A 16,498-nucleotide genomic window follows, 5' to 3' on the forward strand; every position below is an offset into this window, starting at 1 on the left:
GAAGTCATGGCTGTGATCGAACCATTACAACTTCCGGTCAGATCCCCAGGTCACCGATATGTCACGGCGCCGGCTCGGCCACCACGATCAGCCCGTCGCGCTCCACCAGCCGGCGGCGTTCCGTCAGCCGGCGGATCTCGTCTTCGGTCACCGAGCGCAGCCCGGCACTCAGCGCGCGGAAGCCCAGCATCCGGGCCAGCTGGCGCTGCAGCTCTTCGCGGGTGACGCCCAGATTCTCGGCGGCGATCCGCATCAGCCCGGCCTCGATCTCGGCCGGCGGCAGCAGTTCGGGCTTGCGCAGCCCCGCCGAGGTCACGGCACTGCGATCGCGGATGCGCACCGGCTCTCCCGGCAGGCTCAGGAACCAGCCTTCGTCGACCAGATGACGGCGACGGATGGCATAGGATGCCGCCGCCCGCACGGCGGCCTGGATCCGCGCCCCGGCGCGCCCCAGCCCCCACGCATCGCGCAGCCGCGCCGTCACCTCGTCCAGATGCACCGGCCCTTCGACCTTCACCACCGCCATCACCATCGGCGCCAGCTTTGCCGGCGTCACCTGGTGCAGCTCCATGCCCTGCAACTCTGCCGGCACTTCGGGGTCCGCCTCGACATAGGCGGGGGTCAGGTGGTCGTCCTCGGCCGGCGCCTCGTCCTCGCCGCCTTCCAGGCCCAGCTCCGCGGCCAGCGCCGCGTCTTCGGGCGGCATGGCCGCGGCCGCGGCGGCGCGGCCCTCGTCGCGGGCCTCCAGCATCTCGCGGGCCCGGAGGATGGCCGCCTCCACCGCGGCCAGCTGGCCCTCGGGGCGGGCGAACCAGTCGGCCGACCAGATGCGGTGGATGATCCAGCCGTGATCTTCCAGCACCGCCTGGCGCAGCCGGTCGCGGTCGCGGGCCGATCGTGCGGCATGATAGCCGGCCCCGTCGCATTCGATGCCGAGCAGATAGCGGCCGGGCCGGTCGGGATCGACCACCGCCAGATCGATGAAGAAGCCGGCCAGCCCCACCTGTTCGTGGACGAGATGGCCGCGCGCCCTGAGCGCCCGGGCAACCTGTTCCTCGAACACGCTGTCGGCCGGCCGGCCCGACCGGCGGGCGACCTCCAGGCTGCCGGTGCGGGCATAGCGCAGGAAGGTCTTGAGCGCCGCGACGCCGCGGCCGCGCGCCCGCTCCAGATCGATATCCTCGTCGGTGATCGAGGCGAAGACCCGGCAGAGCCGTTTCGCCCGACTGATCAGCACGTTCAGCCTCCGCTCGCCGCCCTCGGCACCGACCGGGCCGAAGCGCATCGCCATATAGCCCTGGGCATTGCGGCCATAGGCGACGGAGATGAAGATCACGTCGCGCTCGTCGCCCTGAACGTTTTCCAGGTTCTTCACGAAGAACGGTTCGGCCGGATGGGCGTTGAAGAAGTCCTCGGTCTCGGGATGGGCCCGGCGCAGGGCTTCCAGCGCATCCAGGATCGCCCGGCGCTGGCGCACCGAGAAGGTGGCGACCCCAAGCGAGCGTTCGGGCGTGGTGCGGGCATGGGCGATCACCGCCTCGGCCACCCGGCGCGCCTCGGCCGGGTTGGTGCCGCTGCCACCGGTCTCGAACACGCCGTCGGTCACATGGACGAAATCGAGCCCCAGCCCGGCCTCCCCCGCATAGGGGCTCGGCACCACATGCAGCCGGTCCTGATAGAATTCATGGTTCGACACCGCGATCAGCGACTGATGCCGGCTGCGATAATGCCAGCGCAGCATGCGCTGCGGCAGGCCGCGGGCGACGCAGAGCCCCAGAATGCTTTCGACATCGGCGATCCGGGTGGTCTCGTCCTCCTCGTCCGCATCCGGTGCATCGGCGGTCATGCGGGCGAAGAAGGCGGTGGGCGGCAGCTGGCGCTCGTCGCCCACCACCACCATCTGCCGGCAGCGGGCGATCGCCCCCAGCGCATCCACCGGCTGGATCTGGCTCGCCTCGTCGACCACCAGCAGGTCGAAGCCGATCCGCCCCGGCTCCAGGAACTGGGCGACCGACAGCGGGCTCATCATGAAGACCGGCTTCAGCGCCTGAACCGCAGGGCCTGCCTGGCTCATCAGCTGGCGGATCGGCATGTGCCGACGCTTCTTGGCCAGCTCTCCCCTCAGCACGCCCACAGGGCCCAGGCCATTGACGCGCGGGCGGCTGCGGGCATGTTCGGCCCGCACTTCCGACCGGGCGAGGTCGATCCGGGCCCGGTCCAGCGCCGCGAAGCTCCGCACCAGCCCGTCCTGGGCGGTGCCGTCGAAACCGGCCAGCGCCGGCTCGGCCGTGGTCATCGCCTGCCAGATCGCCTCGAAAGCGGCCATCTCGAAGGCCGGCATCACGCCCGCCCGGTCCAGCCGGCCATCCTCCAGCCGGTCGACCAGCGGCGCCAGGCCGGCGGCACGTGCGGCCCGTGCCGCAGCCAGGATCGCCGCCCAGGCCGGCAACCCCTCGGGCGCCGCCAGCCAGCCGCGAAGATGGGCCGCCAGCGCATCCAGATCCAGATCCGGGATGCCGGTCTCACCGAACATCGCCCGCGGATCGAAGGCAAGCCTGGACCACAGCCCGACCACCTGATCCACGATGCCGTGGCCGGCCTCCACCAGCGCGGCCGTGCGGCCGCGAAGCCCGGCACGATCGGGGGTGCGGGCCGCCAGCGCCCGCAAGTCAGGCTCTGCCGCCAGCCAGGCCGCCGCCCGGGCGATGGCCTCCCAATCCGCCGCCGCCCGGTCGCCGGCCGGCCAGAGCGGCCCGAAAGCGGCGCGGCCGGTGACCGCGGCATCGGCGAGCACGGCCTCGCGCCGGCGCATTTCAAGCAGATCGTCCAGGGCCGCCAGCCGCTCGCCGGCCAGGACGGCCGGGGCGGCGAAGGCCGCATCGACCACGGCCTCGGCCGCTACCACCGGCGCCAGGGCGGATGCCGCCAGCGGCGCCCGTTCTCCGCCGAGATCGGTGCCGAGCAGGGCCGGGGCCGCCGGCCCCAGATCCTGGGCCAGCCGGTCCAGATCATCCGCGACCGCTGCAACCGCGGCCCCGAGACGCGCGGCCAGATCGCCCGCAAGCGGCCGGTCGGCACAGGCCGCGGCCGTGCGGCGGGTGGCGGCGTCGCCGGCCGGGCCGTTCACCCAGGCCAGCATCGCCTCCAGCCGCTCGGGCGCGCTGCGGGCCCCGCGCCAGACCGGGCCGAAAGCGGCACGGCCCAGGGCGTCGCCCGCTTCTGCCCTTGCCGCCGCCGCCTGGCCGGCGATCACCCGGTCGAGCAGCTGGATCAGTTCGCCATCTTCGGGCTTCGGCCCGGTCAGGATCGATTTGACCAGCCGGTTCGCCCGCCGCCAGCGGCCGCTGAAGATCCGGAACAGGCTGCCGCCGGTCTCGGCGATCGCCTGGCGGGCCTCGGCCAGCCCGGTCGACCAGGCGGCCTCGGTGACGCGGTCGCCGGCGGCAAGCCGTGCATCATGGGCGGCCCGCACCGCCTCGACCAGATCGGTGAGCGCGGCCCGCTCCGCCTCCCAGCTCCCGGCCGCCAGCTGCTCCGCCGGCAGGTCGGGGGCCGCGGCCACGGCCGCGCCGCAGCGGATCAGCGCCCCGGCCTCGCGCAGGGTTTCCGGCGCCGGCAGCCCCAGATGACCGGCAAGACGGCTGCCCGCCTCAGCCACCGCCGGCAGCGCCGCCACCACCCGGGCCAGCCGGTCGCGGGCGGCCGCATCGAAGCCTGCGGGCAAGACCGCCAGCCGGTCACGGGCCGCCTGAAGATCGGCGGTCGCCAGCCCGTCCGCCGCGGGGGCAAGCCCCGGCCGCAGCCGTGCGGCCTGATCGCGAAGCGCAAGCCCGGTCTCGACCAGCACCGCCACATCATCCGCGGCCACCGACCAGACCGGGTCCAGGAACACCGCGGGCGGCAGATCCGGTGCAGCAGCCAGCCGCTCGGCCCGGGCCAGCAGCCGGCTGCTGCCGTCCAGCGTGGCGGGGGCCGGTAGGTCCAGCAGGCCCGCCACCACCTCCGCCTCGGCACGCCAGCCGGCGAGCCCGCGCTCCAGCGCCGCAATCTCGGCCAGCCGGCGGTCGGCATCCAGCGGGCTGATCGCATCCAGCCCCACCCCGCGCCAGGGATGGGATGCGGGCGGGCCCTCCGCCTCGATCCGGCGGGCCAGATCGTCCAGCGTCGCGGCCAGGGCCGTGCGCTCGGGCGCCGTCCAGCCGGGGGCGGCCTCGGCCAGATCGAAATCGGCCGGCGCCACACCGGCCGCGCGCAGGCGCACCAGCTCGCCGATCACCTGGTAGGGCGAAAGCCCGGTCGGCTCCAGCGCGCGATGCAGCCGTTCGGCATGGGCGTTCAGCTGCGCCCGGCTGCGGCCCAGGCGATGGAACAGGGTCTCGTCATCGCCGATCCGGGGCGTGCCCAGCTCCCAGCTGCGCTTCAGATCCTCCAGCACCGCCCGTTTTGTCGCCTTGTGGCTATGCAGTTCCAGGCAGACCTCGCCCACGCCGGCCTGATCCAGCCGGCGCTTCACCACCTCCAGCGCCGCCATTTTCTCGGCCACGAACAGCACGGTCTTGCCGTCGGCGACCGCGGCGGCGATGACATTGGCGATGGTCTGCGACTTGCCGGTGCCCGGCGGGCCCTGGATCACCAGGTCGCGGCCGCGCCGCGCCTCGTGGATCGCCAGCGTCTGCGAGGCGTCGGCATCGACGATATGCACCAGATCCTCGGGCCCGATCAGCGGATCGACCGGCACGTCCTCGTCGAAATCGACATCCTCGACCCCGAACCCCTCGTCCAGCAGGCCGCGGATCAGCGGCCGGTCGGTCAGCGGCGCATCCGCCGGCCAGACCGCCGGATCCAGGTCGCGATACATCAGGAATTTGGAGAACGAGAAGAAGCCCAGGATCACCTCGTCGGGCCGGACCTCCCAGCCCTTGCGGCCGTGAACCGCCTCGGCGACCGCCGCGACATAGGCCGTGAACGGATCGGTCTCGCCCTCGGCTTCCGCGTCGAAGGCCGGCAGGGTGATGCCGTGTTCGCGGTCCAGGAAGGCTTCGAGCGACAGGTTGGTCGCGACGTCCTCGGGCCGTGCCGCCAGGCGGAAACGCTCGGTGGCGCTGCCGCGCTCCAGCTGCACCGGCACCAGCACCAGCGGCGCCCGGCGCAGCTGGCCGCCCGCGGCGGGGTCGGTCCAGACCAGCGTGCCCAGCGCCAGGAACAGGATGTTGACGCCCTGCTCTTCCTCCAGCGTGCGCGCATCCAGATGCAGGTCCAGCAGACGACGCTGCAGCCCTTCCGAGCCGAGACGGGTCTGGAGCTTGGTGTCGGTGTGGCGGGCGGCCAGCCCCCGCGCATCCACCGCCTCGTCCTCGGGCTGCGCCAGGGCCGGGGCGTCGCCGGCTGCAGCACCCCCCTCTTCCACCTTCTCCTCTTCCACCTTCTCCTCTGCGGCCTCGCGGCCGGGCAGGAAGGTGAAGCGCCGCCCCTCGCCCACCAGCAGCCGGTAGATTTCGGCCCCACGCTCGTCGACGATGTCGAGCATGCGGCTGCGCCGGGCCTGAGGCAGGTTCAGCAGGCGATTGCGCGCCGAGAGATCGAGCAGTTCCATCCGCGCCCGATCGAGCTTCGTCGCCAGCGGCAGGCTGCCCCGGAAGACCGACGCCTCGTCGGAGGCGGGCGAGGTGGGGGCGCCCTCGGGGACGGGAGCAACCTGGGGGATGGGCTCGTTCTCGGGGGACACCGTTTCGCTCATCTCCGCTCACCATCCGAGGGGGAAGGGAACCGCGGACGGGCCGCGGCGGGGCTCGGCTCAAGCTGTAGAAGGAGCGCCGGGAAATTTCAACGCTTCAGCGGGTTCCCGGTCAACGCCCGGCGCATCCCCGGCCGAGGGACCGCGCGCCGGTCTTCCCATCCCGCATCGCCCCGCGTCATGATGTCCGGGCCCGCCGCACCGCCCCCGGGAGCCCGACCCGCATGGCCTTCTCGCTGCGCCAGCTGCAGTATTTCGTCGCGATCGTCGAGCGCGGCAGCATCTCCTCCGCCGCCCAGGCGCTGTCGATCTCGCAATCGACGGTGACCGAGGCGCTGCGCGGGCTGGAGATCGATCTGGGGTTTCCGCTGGTCGAGCGTCATGCCCGCGGTGTGGCCCCCACGCTCAAGGGCCATCAGTTCCTGGCCCATGCCCGGCGCATCCTGGCCGATGTCGCCGATGCCCGGCGCGCGATCCGCGGCGAGAGCGCCGTGCTGAAGGGCCGGCTGGCGCTGGGGGTCACGCCGCTGGTGGCGGGCTATGTTCTCGCCGACCTGCTCGCCCGCTTCCGCCGCGCCTTCCCCGATGTCGATGTCCAGACGGTCGAGGACAATGGCGACTATCTTGAACATCTGCTGGTCGGCGGCGAACTCGACGTGGCGGTGATGGTGCTGGCGCCCGGGCGCAGCAGCTCCGCCCTGCAGATCGAGGTGGTGGAGATTTCGCCCTATCGGGTCTGGCTGCCGCTCGGCCATGCCGCCACCGCCGAAGAGCGGGTCAGCCTGCGCGACCTCGCGACCGAACCCCATGTGCTGCTCACCATCGACGAGATCGCCGAGGCCTCGGAAGTGGTCTGGCGTCGGCTCGGCATCCGCCCGCCGGTCGCCTTCCGCACCCGCTCGGTGGAGGCGGTGCGCAGCCTGGTCGCCACCGGCACCGGCGTCGCGATCCTGCCCGACCTCACCTACCGGCCCTGGTCGCTGGAAGGCGACAAGATCGAAGCGCGGGGCGTGGCCGAGGATCTGCCCGCCATCCAGGTCGCCACCGCCTGGCGCCGCGGATCGCCGCTGTCTGCCGCCGCCGCCGGTTTCGTCTCGGTGGCCGCAACCCGACAGGCCGCCCGGCGATAGGCGGGGCACGGGCAGAGGCATGGGCAGGGGCCGGGCGTCATCCGGGCAGAAAGCGGGGGATCGCCTCGCGCAGCAGGGTCAGGATCATGTCGTGCTTCTCTTCCAGCCGGTCGACCGGGCCGCCGACGCCGATCGTGAAGCGGCGGCCATAGCTCTGCGGCGGCAGCAGCATGCCGATCACGCCCGCCCCCCGGGTGACGGTGTGGCGGGAATAGACATGGCCCAGCTGGCGGACCTCGGTCACCGGCACCATCAGCTCGTCCAGCGTCATCCGTCGGGCGGGATCGTCTTCCTCGATATTCACCCGCCTGAGCAGTTTGTCGATCTCGGCATCGGGCATGGCGCTCAGCAGCAGCCAGCCGAAGCCGGACCGGGTCATGGACCGCACCGTTCCCGGCCGTATCCGGTATTGCAGACCCTCGCGCGAATAGAGCACGTGGACATACTGCATGTAGATGTCGGACTGGGTGCCGAGGCTGACCATCTCGCCGGTCATCTCGTTCAGATACTGCATCAGCCTCAGGATCCGGCCCTCGCCGAACAGCGAGGCCTGGATCCAGTCGCCGAGCATGGCGACCCGCATGGTCGGCATATAGGTGCGCGTCGGCCGGTTGAAATCGACATAGCCCAGCTGCAACAGGCTCTTGAGCAGGGCGGCGGTGCTGGACACCGGATAGCCGAAATGGGCCGAGACCTCGCGCAGCGTCAGCGGCCGCTTCACCTCGTCGAAGTATTCCAGCACCTCGAAGACCCGCCGGGCGGTCTTGATCGCGGCCGTCGACATGATCCGTCGTCTCCTTCCCTGGTCACCCTGCCCCGGATGTCTGGCGTCACGGACCGTACCACCAGCCGGGCAGGCCGAGCGAGAGCGCCGGGAACAGCAGCAGAAGCAGCAGGACGATCATGTCGCCGATCAGCAGCCGCCACACGCCCGAGAAGGTCTTCTCCAGCGGCGCATCGGCCGAGGCCGAGACCACGAAACTGTTGAGCCCGAGCGGTGGCGTGACCAGGCCGATCTCGGAGGTCTTGGTCAGCACGATGCCCCACCAGATCGGGTCGTAGCCAAGCCCGACCACCAGCGGGAAGGTCAGCGGCAGGGTCAGCAGCATCACCGCCAGCTGGTCCAGAAAACAGCCGAGGATCAGATAGATCACGATCAGGATCGCGATGATCGCCCAGCCGGGAATGTTCAGCGCCACGATCGTTTCCAGCAGATCCTGGGGCAGCCGGGTGATGGCGAGGTATTTCCCGAAGATCATCGCGCCGATGATGATGGTGAAGATCAGCGCGGTGCTGCGGATCGAGGCGCGAAAGGCGGCCAGCATGCCCTCCCCGCGCAGGCCCCCGAATGCGAGGCTGATCACCAGCGCCGCCAGCGCCCCGATCGCCGCCGCCTCAGTCGGCGTCGCGGCCCCGGAATAGATCGAACCCGCGACGAACACCACCAGCAGCATCGCCGGGCCGATCGCGGTCAGGCTGCGCAGCCGCTCCGGCCAGGCGGTCCTCACCACCTGGGGCGCGATCGTGGGGTCCCGGCGCACCCAGATCATGATCGAGATCACGAAGCCGGTGGCGGAGAGCAGGCCGGGCACGATACCGGCCACGAACAGCCGGCCGATCGAGCTTTCCGTCAGGATGCCGTAGATGATCAGCCCCAGGCTGGGCGGGATCATGATCGCGAGCGTGCCGGCGATGGCGACCGTGCCGAGCGACAGCCGGTCGTCATAGCCGAAGCGCCGCATCTCGGGGATCGAGATCCGCGCCATCGCCGCCGCGGCGGCCGTGCTGGAGCCGCTGAGGGCGGCGAAACCGGCATTGGCACCCACCGCCGCCAGCGCCAGCCCGCCGCGCAGATGGCCGACGAAGGCATAGGCGCAGCGGAACATCGCCTGCACCACCGTGCCGCGGGCCAGCAGCTCCGCCATCAGGATGAACAGCGGAATGGTGGTCAGCAGAAACGACGAGGCATGGCGGTAGGGCTCGGCCCTGAGGATGCCGAGCAGGGGCATCCAGCCGGCATTGATCCAGATGCCGGCGGCGCCGGCGACGATCAGCGAGAAGCCGATCGGCATGCCCAGAACCAGGGTCACCAGGAACAGGACGATCGGAAAGGCGGTGTCGAACATGGGGGCGATATCCCGTGCGGCAGGGGCCTGGCTGTGCCCGCCCTCAATGGATGGCGCTGCCGGTCTCGTCGGAGACGTCCTCGTCGGGAACCTCGCCCGCGATCAGGCATCGCAGAAGCTGCAGCGCCATGCGCAGCCAGAGCAGGATCACCCCGGCGGCGACCAGCACCCAGGACGGCCAGACCGGCATCGGCACCTGGCTGAACGGGAAGGGCGTCGCGATCACCCGGTCGCGGATGAGATTGGTCGAGACCTGTTCCACCGCCATCCAGCCGATGCCGGTGACGGCGGCGAGCGTCGCCGCCAGGAACGCGGCCTCCAGCAGGCGGCGGACCGGCCGCGGGAAATTGCGCGAGACGAAGCTCACCGCGACATGGCCGCGTCTGGCCTGCAACTGGGCGATGCCGAGGAAGACCACGCCGACCATCAGATAGAACTCGACGAATTCATGCGTGCCGAAGACCGGGGCCGCGAAGAGATAGCGGCCGCCGGCATCCATGGTGATGATCAGCATCATGATCGCGAGCAGCACGATGGCGACGTATTCGAACAGGGTCTCCAGCCGGCCGATCAGATGGTCGAGCGTGTCCAAACCCCCGCCCTCCCTCAGGCCCGGGCGTGTTTCTTGAGCGCCGCGACCCAGGCATCGACCACGCGCCGTGCGGGCAGGTTGCGGGTCTCGTACAGCTCCACCCATTTCTGCCGGATCGGCGTCAGCCGCCGGGTGGTCTCGTCGATCACCTCGGGCGCCAGATCGTAGACCTCGATCCCCTGCTTGCGGAATTCGGTCCGCCAGATATCGGACTGCCGCGAGATGGTGTCGCCCTCGAAGCGGATCAGGTCGCGGCCGACCTTGTCGAACACGGCCTGGATATCGGGGGGCAGATCGTCCCAAAGGTCGCGGTTCATCGCGTAATAGCTGTTGAACACGCCGAGATTGAGGTTGTCGGTGCTGTAGCGCACCAGATCGTTCAGCTTGTAGGAATGGATGCTCGGAATGTGGAAGACGGTACCGTCCAGCGTGCCGTTCTGCATGGCGTTGTAGATCTCGGGCGGGGTGACCGTGACGGGAATGCCGCCGAGCGCCGTGATCGCCTGCTGCTGGACATTGCCGCCGACCCGGATCTTCTGACCGGACAGGTCGTCCAGGGTCACGATTTTGCGGCTGACCATGTGCAGATTGTAGGCCTCGGTCGACGAGGCCCTGAGCGCCCGGATGCCGGCATCCTTGAATTCCACCTCGTCCAGAATGCCCAGGCCGATCTCGTAATAGGCGGCTTCAAGCGCGTAGATATCGGCCTTGATCTCGGGGATCGGCAGGCTGCCGACCGTCGCCATCGGCAGCTTCTCGGAAAAGTACTGCGCAGGGATATAGGCGACGTCGGCGATGCGGGTCTGCACCGCATCCAGCAGATCGCGGGCGCTGGCCAGCTGTTCGGCCGGGTAGTGCTCGAACCTGATCCGGCCCTCGGTCCCGTCCTCGATCTGCTTGATCCAGTGCTTGATGATCGGCATCGAGTAATGGGTGGTCGGCAGCGAATCCGCCAGTTTCAGGGTGATCGGCTTTGCCGCACGGGCAATCCACGGCATGCCGAAACTGCCGGCGGCCGCGCCTGCGGCGGCAAGCTTCACGAAACTGCGGCGATTGATCATCCGTTGTCCTCCCTTGTCTGATGCTGGGCGCGCAAGGATCCTGCCGCCGCGATCTTGAGCGTCGCGTGGCGCCGGCAGATCCGGGTGAGCTGTCTTCGGTCAGCGGGCGACGAAGCGGCCCGGGCGGCGTTCGGCGACGGCGCGGATGCCCTCGCGATGGTCTTCCGTCCGGGCGAGCCATTTCTGTTCGACGAATTCGTGATCGGTCTGGGCCTGCACCGCATCGGCCAATCCCCGGCGCAGGGTGGCGCGGGTCGACTGAACCGCAAGCGGCGCGCCCTCGGCGATCTCCTGCGCCAGGGCCATCGCCTCGGCGCGCAGCCGCCCGGCCGGGACCAGCAGATCGACCAGGCCGACGGCCGCGGCCTCCTCTCCGGTCAGGCGCCGCCCGGTCATGAACATCCACTGCGCCTTCTGGACACCGATCACCCGCGGCAGGGTGTGGGTCAGCCCGAAGCCCGGATGAATGCCCAGCTTGACGAAATTCGCGCCGAAGCGCGCTTCGGGGGCCGCGACCCGGAAATCGGCCACCAGCGACAGGCCGAGCCCGCCGCCGATCGCCGGCCCCTGCACCGCGGCAACGATCGGCTTGCGGTTGTGGAACAGGCGCACCGCCTCGGAATAGAGCGGATTGCGGTCTTCAACTGCCCCGGCCAGTTCGGCCGGGCGGCGCTGGAAATCGGCGCCGGCGCAGAAGGCCTTGCCTTCGGAGGCGAGCAGGATGGCGCGGCAGTCGCTGTCCTCGTCCAGCGCCTCGACCAGGCTCGACAGATCGCGGATCAGGTCGAGATCGAAGAAATTGTTCGGGGGACGCCGGATCTCGAGGACCGTGACATGGCCGTCGGTCGAGACGTGGACGTCTCCCTTCTGCGTGATCGACATGGTTCGGACTGCCCGTTTTTTTGCCGGCGGATCATCGGTGTCTCCGGCAGATGGCCGGCGGATCCGCCTCATTCTTCGGCGACTGCAGAGCATCATGCTCCGGCGTTCCTCCCGCCTTGCAGCGTCCGAAGTATAGGCAGAAGGGCTGCGGGCCGGCGACCGTTTCGCAGATGTGTTTTGTTTTTCCATATACATGTCTGTGCGTCCACATATGTGGACGATCGGGCGGTCCGGGCCGCAGATGGATTCACATATGTGTATCTGATCTCCACAAGCCTGAACCGTCTTCCGCGCCCCGCCGGCCGCTGTTATCCAGAAAAGGCCAGGACACGCGACAGGACGGGGAGAACGGCATGGGCGACGCAGCGGAAACGGGCACCGACGCCGAGGTGCTCTATACGGTGACCGGACGGGTTGCGACGCTCACCCTGAACCGTCCCGACAAGATGAATGCCTGGACGCCGCGCATGGAGGCCGAATTCCGCGCGGCCATGGAGCGTGCCGTCGCCGACGAGGCGGTGCGGGCGATCATGGTCACCGGCGCCGGCCGCGGCTTCTGCGCCGGGGCCGATATGGGCCGGCTGACGCCGGCGGCACCGGGAGAGGCCAAGCCGGCGCCGGCCGCCGCCCGCGACTACACGCCCGACAATTTCGGCCAGCGCTATTCCTGGCTGCTCGACGTGCCGAAGCCGATCGTGGCCGCGATCAACGGTGCTGCGGCCGGGGTCGGGCTCTGCATCACGCTCTATTGCGACCTGCGCTACATGGTCGAGGATGCCAAGCTCACCACCGCCTTCGCCCGCCGCGGGCTGATCGCGGAACACGGCTCGGCCTGGATCCTGCCCCGGCTGATCGGGCCGATGGCCGCCGCCGATCTGCTGCTGTCGGGCCGCGTGCTGACCGGGCGCGAGGCGGCGGCGCTGGGCCTGGTCAGGGCGCTGCCGGCCGAAGGCTTCGTCGAGGCCGTCCATGCCGTCGCGGCCGAACTTGCCGACCTTTCCTCGCCGCGCTCGATGCGGATCATCAAGCGTCAGCTCTATGCCGGGCTGTTCCAGGACCTGGCCACCGCCACCCATCTTGCCGATTCGGAACAGGTGAAGTGCTTCGCGACCGAGGATTTCCGCGAAGGCGTCGCCCATTTCGTCGAACGCCGCGCCCCGGCCTTCACCGGCCGCTGAAGGAGCCCGCCCCCATGCTGCCTCCGGCCACGACACTGCCCCTCGCCGGGGTCCGGGTGATCGAGATTGCCCAGAACCTGGCCGGCCCCCATGCCGGCGAAATCCTGGCCACCCTCGGCGCCGATGTGATCAAGGTGGAACGCCCCGAAGGCGGCGACGATGCCCGCGGCTGGGGCCCCCCCTTCGCCGGCGACACCTCCGTCACCTTCCACGCCATGAACCGCAACAAGCGCGGCATCACGCTGGATCTCAAGCATCCGGCGGGCCTGGCCGAGTTGCGCCGGCTGCTGGCCGATGCCGACATCCTGGTCCAGAACATGCGCCCCGGCATGATGGACCAGATGGGGCTGGATGCCGACAGCCTGGCCGCGATCAACCCGCGGCTCATCTACTGCTCGCTCTGGGCCTTCGGTGCCCGGGGGCCGATGCGGCTGACGCCCGGCTACGAGCCGATCGTCCAGGCCTTTGCCGGCATTTTCAGCATCAACGGTACGCCCGACGGGCCGCCATCGCGGGTCGGCATGCAGGTGCTCGATCTGGGCACGGGGGTCTGGGCGGCGCTCGGCTGCCTGGCCGCCCTGCTTCAGCGCGGGCAGACCGGGCGGGGCACCACGGTCGATGTCTCGCTACTTGAAACCGCCATGGGCTGGCTGTCGATCTATTTCGCCGCCTTCAAGGTGACCGGCCGCCAGCCCCAGCGCCATGCCAGCGGCAATCCCAATGTCGTGGTCTTCCAGTCCCTGCCCACCGCCGACGGCGAGATCGTGGTCGCGGCCGCCAATGACCGGCTGTTCGCAAAGCTCGCCCGCACGGTGGGCCGCCCCGACTGGGCCACGGATCCGCGCTATGCCAGCAACGGCCTCAGGGTCGCCAACAAGGCGGTGCTGCTGCCCGAGCTGGAGGCGATCATGCGCACCCGCAGCAAGGCGGACTGGGCCGAACGGCTGGAGGCCGCCGGCATCCCCTGCGCCCCGATCAACAGCCTCGCCGACATCGCGGCCGATGCCCAGCTCGCCGCCCTCGACATCGTCGAGACCATCCCCGAGGCCGGGCTCAAGGTGGTGGGCCTGCCGCTCTCGCTCGGCGGTGAACGGCCGGGCATTCATCGCCGCGCCCCGCAACTCGGCGAGCACAACGCCGATATCCTCGGCCACGACTGACCCGTCCGACGACACCCCATCCAGGCCATCGGTTTTTCCGATGGAAACCCAACGATGCTTTGGTGTGGCGCGGCGGAGCCACACGCGCGCAGACTTGTTCCCGGACATCGGACCGCGGGGAGACGGCGGCAGGGCAGTGGCCCGGCGCCGTGCGGCCGGCTTGCACCGTCAGGGAGAGTTCCATGCGCATCAAGAGGTTGGTCGCGGGGGCCGTGGGCACCGCTTTGGCCGCGGGTCAGATCGCAGGCGCCGGCGCCGCCATGTCGGCCGAGATGATGAAGGCCCTGGGCCCGGGGGAAGGCCGCGTCGATATCGTCGCCTGGCCGGGCTATATCGAACGCGGCGACACCGACAAGAATTACGACTGGGTGACCGGGTTCGAAGAGAAGACCGGCTGCAAGGTCAATGTGAAGACCGCCGGCACCTCGGACGAGATGGTGGCGCTGATGAACGAGGGCGGTTTCGACCTCGTCACCGCCTCGGGCGATGCCAGCCTGCGGCTGATCGCGGGCAAGAAGGTCCAGCCGATCAACACCGACCTGATCCCGAGCTGGGGCACCGTCGACGACCGGCTGAAGAGCGCCCCCTGGCACACCGTGGGCGGGGTGCATTACGGCACGCCCTATCAATGGGGCTCCAACGTCCTGATGTATTCGACCGAGGTGTTCAAAGAAGCCCCCACCTCGTGGAAGGTGGTCTTCGAAGAGACCACCCTGCCTGACGGCAAGTCGAACAAGGGCCGGATCCAGGCCTTCGACGGCCCGATCTACATCGCCGACGCGGCGCTTTATCTGAAGGCCCACAAGCCGGAGCTGGGGATCAAGGACCCGTATGAGCTGACCGAGGCCCAGTACAAGGCGGCGCTCGACCTGCTGCGCGGCCAGCGTCAGATCGTGCACCGCTACTGGCACGACGCCATGGTCCAGATCGACGATTTCACCAACGAGGGTGTCGTCGCCTCGTCCTCCTGGCCGTTCCAGGTCAACCTGCTCAAGGCCGAGAACAAGCCGATCGCCTCGACCATCCCTGAAGAAGGCGCCACCGGCTGGGCCGACACCACCATGATGCATGCCGAAGCGGCGCATCCGAACTGCGCCTATATGTGGATGGAGCATTCGCTCTCGCCCAAGGTGCAGGGCGATCTCGCCGCCTGGTTCGGCTCGGTGCCCGCGGTGCCGGCCGCCTGCACGGGCAATGCGCTGCTGGGCGACGAGGGCTGCGCCACCAACGGCATGGGCAATTTCGACCGGATCAGCTTCTGGCGCACCCCGGTTTCGAAATGCGAAAGCCAGGCCGAAGGCTGCGTGCCCTATTACCGCTGGGTCTCGGACTATATCGCGGTGCTGGGCGGCCGCTGACAGCGGCCCTCGCGAAGGCACGGTCATATCGCCGTGCCTTCACCGCCATCCCCCGCGCCCTTCCGAACAGCTGAATGGCACATGTTCACGATGCCCTCTTCTCCCGACAGCTCGTCTCCGGACAGCTCGGCCGCCGGGGCCGGTCCGGCCGTCACGGCCGTGCGCTTCGCCAGGGTCTCGCGCCATTTCGGGCCGGTGCGGGCGGTGGATGCGGTCGATCTCGAGGTCGGCGCGGGCGAATTCTTCGCCATGCTCGGCCCCTCGGGATCGGGCAAGACCACCTGCCTCAGGCTGATCGCCGGGTTCGAGCAGCCGACCTCCGGCCATATCGAGATTTTCGGCGAGACGGCCGAGGGCGTGCCGCCCTATGCCCGGGCGGTCAACACCGTCTTCCAGGACTACGCCCTCTTCCCGCATCTCCCGGTGCTCGACAATGTCGCCTACGGGCTGAAGATGCGCGGCATCGACCGCCGCCGCCGGCGGGACAGCGCCGCCCGGGCCCTGGCACTGGTGCGTCTCGACGGCTTCGGCGACCGCCGGCCGGCCCAGCTGTCGGGCGGTCAGCGTCAGCGCGTGGCGCTGGCCCGGGCGCTGGTGCTGGAGCCGAAGGTGCTGCTGCTCGACGAGCCTTTGGGCGCCCTCGACCTCAAGCTGCGCGAAGAGATGCAGGTGGAGCTGAAGGCCCTGCAGCGCCGGCTGGGTCTCACCTTCGTCTTCGTGACCCATGATCAGGGCGAGGCGCTGTCGATGGCCGATCGGGTCGCCGTCTTCGATCAGGGCCGCATCGTTCAGGTCGACACGCCCGAGGCGATTTACGAACGCCCGCGCACCCGCTTCGTCGCGGGCTTCGTGGGGGCCGCCAATGTGCTGGAGCCGGCGACCGTCGGGGCCGCCGGCGGCCCCGCCCGGCTCGCCTCGCTCCGCCCGGAAAAGATCGAGGTCCTGGCCGGCGCCGCCCCCGTGCCCCCGGGCCGGATGGCGCTGCCGGGCGTGCTCACCGACATCCTCTATCAGGGGCCCGTGCGCCGGTTGAGCGTGCGCACCGATGCGGGCCCCGTACTCGCCGCCGCCGTGCCAGCCGGCCGGGCGGTTCCCGCAACCGGCAGCCGGGTCACCCTCGCCTTCGATCCCGCGGCGCTGGCGCCGATGGAGGAGGCATGAGATACCGTCACGCTGAGCAAGCGCTTTTTTCAGTCGGCGAGCTTTGGCACGAAGGGTTTTCGAGCCTTGGCGACGGCGTAGACGGCGACGAGGAGTTTTCGCATGGCGGCGACGAG

Annotated in this window: 11 protein-coding genes; 5 read left to right on the forward strand and 6 right to left on the reverse strand. The window is 69.9% G+C overall.

Going from position 1 to position 16,498, the window contains the following annotated elements:
• Positions 1-61: 61 nt before the first annotated feature.
• Entirely contained in the window at positions 62-5,737 is a 5,676-nt protein-coding gene (locus WI697_RS22205; protein ID WP_345959957.1) for a DUF3320 domain-containing protein, read from the reverse strand.
• A gap of 221 nt (positions 5,738-5,958) precedes the next feature.
• On the opposite strand from WI697_RS22205, the gene WI697_RS22210 reads away from it, so the two are divergent.
• Complete coding sequence (locus tag WI697_RS22210) at positions 5,959-6,864, forward strand: LysR substrate-binding domain-containing protein (protein WP_345959958.1); 906 nt, start codon at positions 5,959-5,961, stop codon at positions 6,862-6,864.
• Between the two features lie 37 nt (positions 6,865-6,901).
• On the opposite strand, the gene WI697_RS22215 is transcribed toward WI697_RS22210, so the two are convergent.
• From WI697_RS22215 to WI697_RS22235, 5 genes are all read right to left on the reverse strand, one after another.
• Positions 6,902-7,648 (reverse strand): IclR family transcriptional regulator, encoded by a 747-nt coding sequence (locus tag WI697_RS22215; protein ID WP_062762939.1) that lies wholly within the window; start codon positions 7,646-7,648, stop codon positions 6,902-6,904.
• A 46-nt stretch (positions 7,649-7,694) separates the two neighbouring features.
• Positions 7,695-8,990 (reverse strand): TRAP transporter large permease, encoded by a 1,296-nt coding sequence (locus tag WI697_RS22220; RefSeq protein ID WP_345959959.1) that lies wholly within the window; start codon positions 8,988-8,990, stop codon positions 7,695-7,697.
• Between the two features lie 43 nt (positions 8,991-9,033).
• Complete coding sequence (locus tag WI697_RS22225; protein WP_062762944.1) at positions 9,034-9,582, reverse strand: TRAP transporter small permease; 549 nt, start codon at positions 9,580-9,582, stop codon at positions 9,034-9,036.
• A 14-nt stretch (positions 9,583-9,596) separates the two neighbouring features.
• Positions 9,597-10,643, reverse strand: coding sequence for a TRAP transporter substrate-binding protein DctP (gene dctP, locus WI697_RS22230; RefSeq protein ID WP_345959960.1), 1,047 nt, complete (start codon positions 10,641-10,643; stop codon positions 9,597-9,599).
• Positions 10,644-10,742: 99 nt separating this feature from the next.
• Positions 10,743-11,525 carry an enoyl-CoA hydratase/isomerase family protein gene (locus WI697_RS22235; protein WP_156503088.1) on the reverse strand — a complete coding sequence of 261 codons (783 nt, stop codon included), beginning with the start codon at positions 11,523-11,525 and terminating at the stop codon, positions 10,743-10,745.
• Between the two features lie 353 nt (positions 11,526-11,878).
• Between WI697_RS22235 and WI697_RS22240 the strand changes: the two genes are divergently transcribed.
• The 4 genes from WI697_RS22240 (at position 11,879) to WI697_RS22255 (ending at position 16,382) form a co-directional block, all read left to right on the forward strand.
• Entirely contained in the window at positions 11,879-12,703 is an 825-nt protein-coding gene (locus WI697_RS22240; RefSeq protein WP_345959961.1) for an enoyl-CoA hydratase-related protein, read from the forward strand.
• Positions 12,704-12,717: 14 nt separating this feature from the next.
• The gene (locus WI697_RS22245) at positions 12,718-13,863 is read left to right on the forward strand and encodes a CaiB/BaiF CoA transferase family protein (protein ID WP_345959962.1); all 1,146 of its coding nucleotides are present in this window, start codon (positions 12,718-12,720) and stop codon (positions 13,861-13,863) included.
• 260 nt (positions 13,864-14,123) lie between these two features.
• Positions 14,124-15,221 (forward strand): ABC transporter substrate-binding protein, encoded by a 1,098-nt coding sequence (locus tag WI697_RS22250; protein ID WP_345959966.1) that lies wholly within the window; start codon positions 14,124-14,126, stop codon positions 15,219-15,221.
• A 90-nt stretch (positions 15,222-15,311) separates the two neighbouring features.
• A complete protein-coding gene (locus WI697_RS22255) occupies positions 15,312-16,382 on the forward strand; it encodes an ABC transporter ATP-binding protein (protein WP_062762961.1) in 1,071 nt (356 codons plus the stop codon).
• Positions 16,383-16,498 lie beyond the last annotated feature (116 nt).

Origin of the sequence: Tistrella mobilis (genome assembly GCF_039634785.1) — a bacterium.
GTDB classification, from domain to species: domain Bacteria; phylum Pseudomonadota; class Alphaproteobacteria; order Tistrellales; family Tistrellaceae; genus Tistrella; species Tistrella mobilis.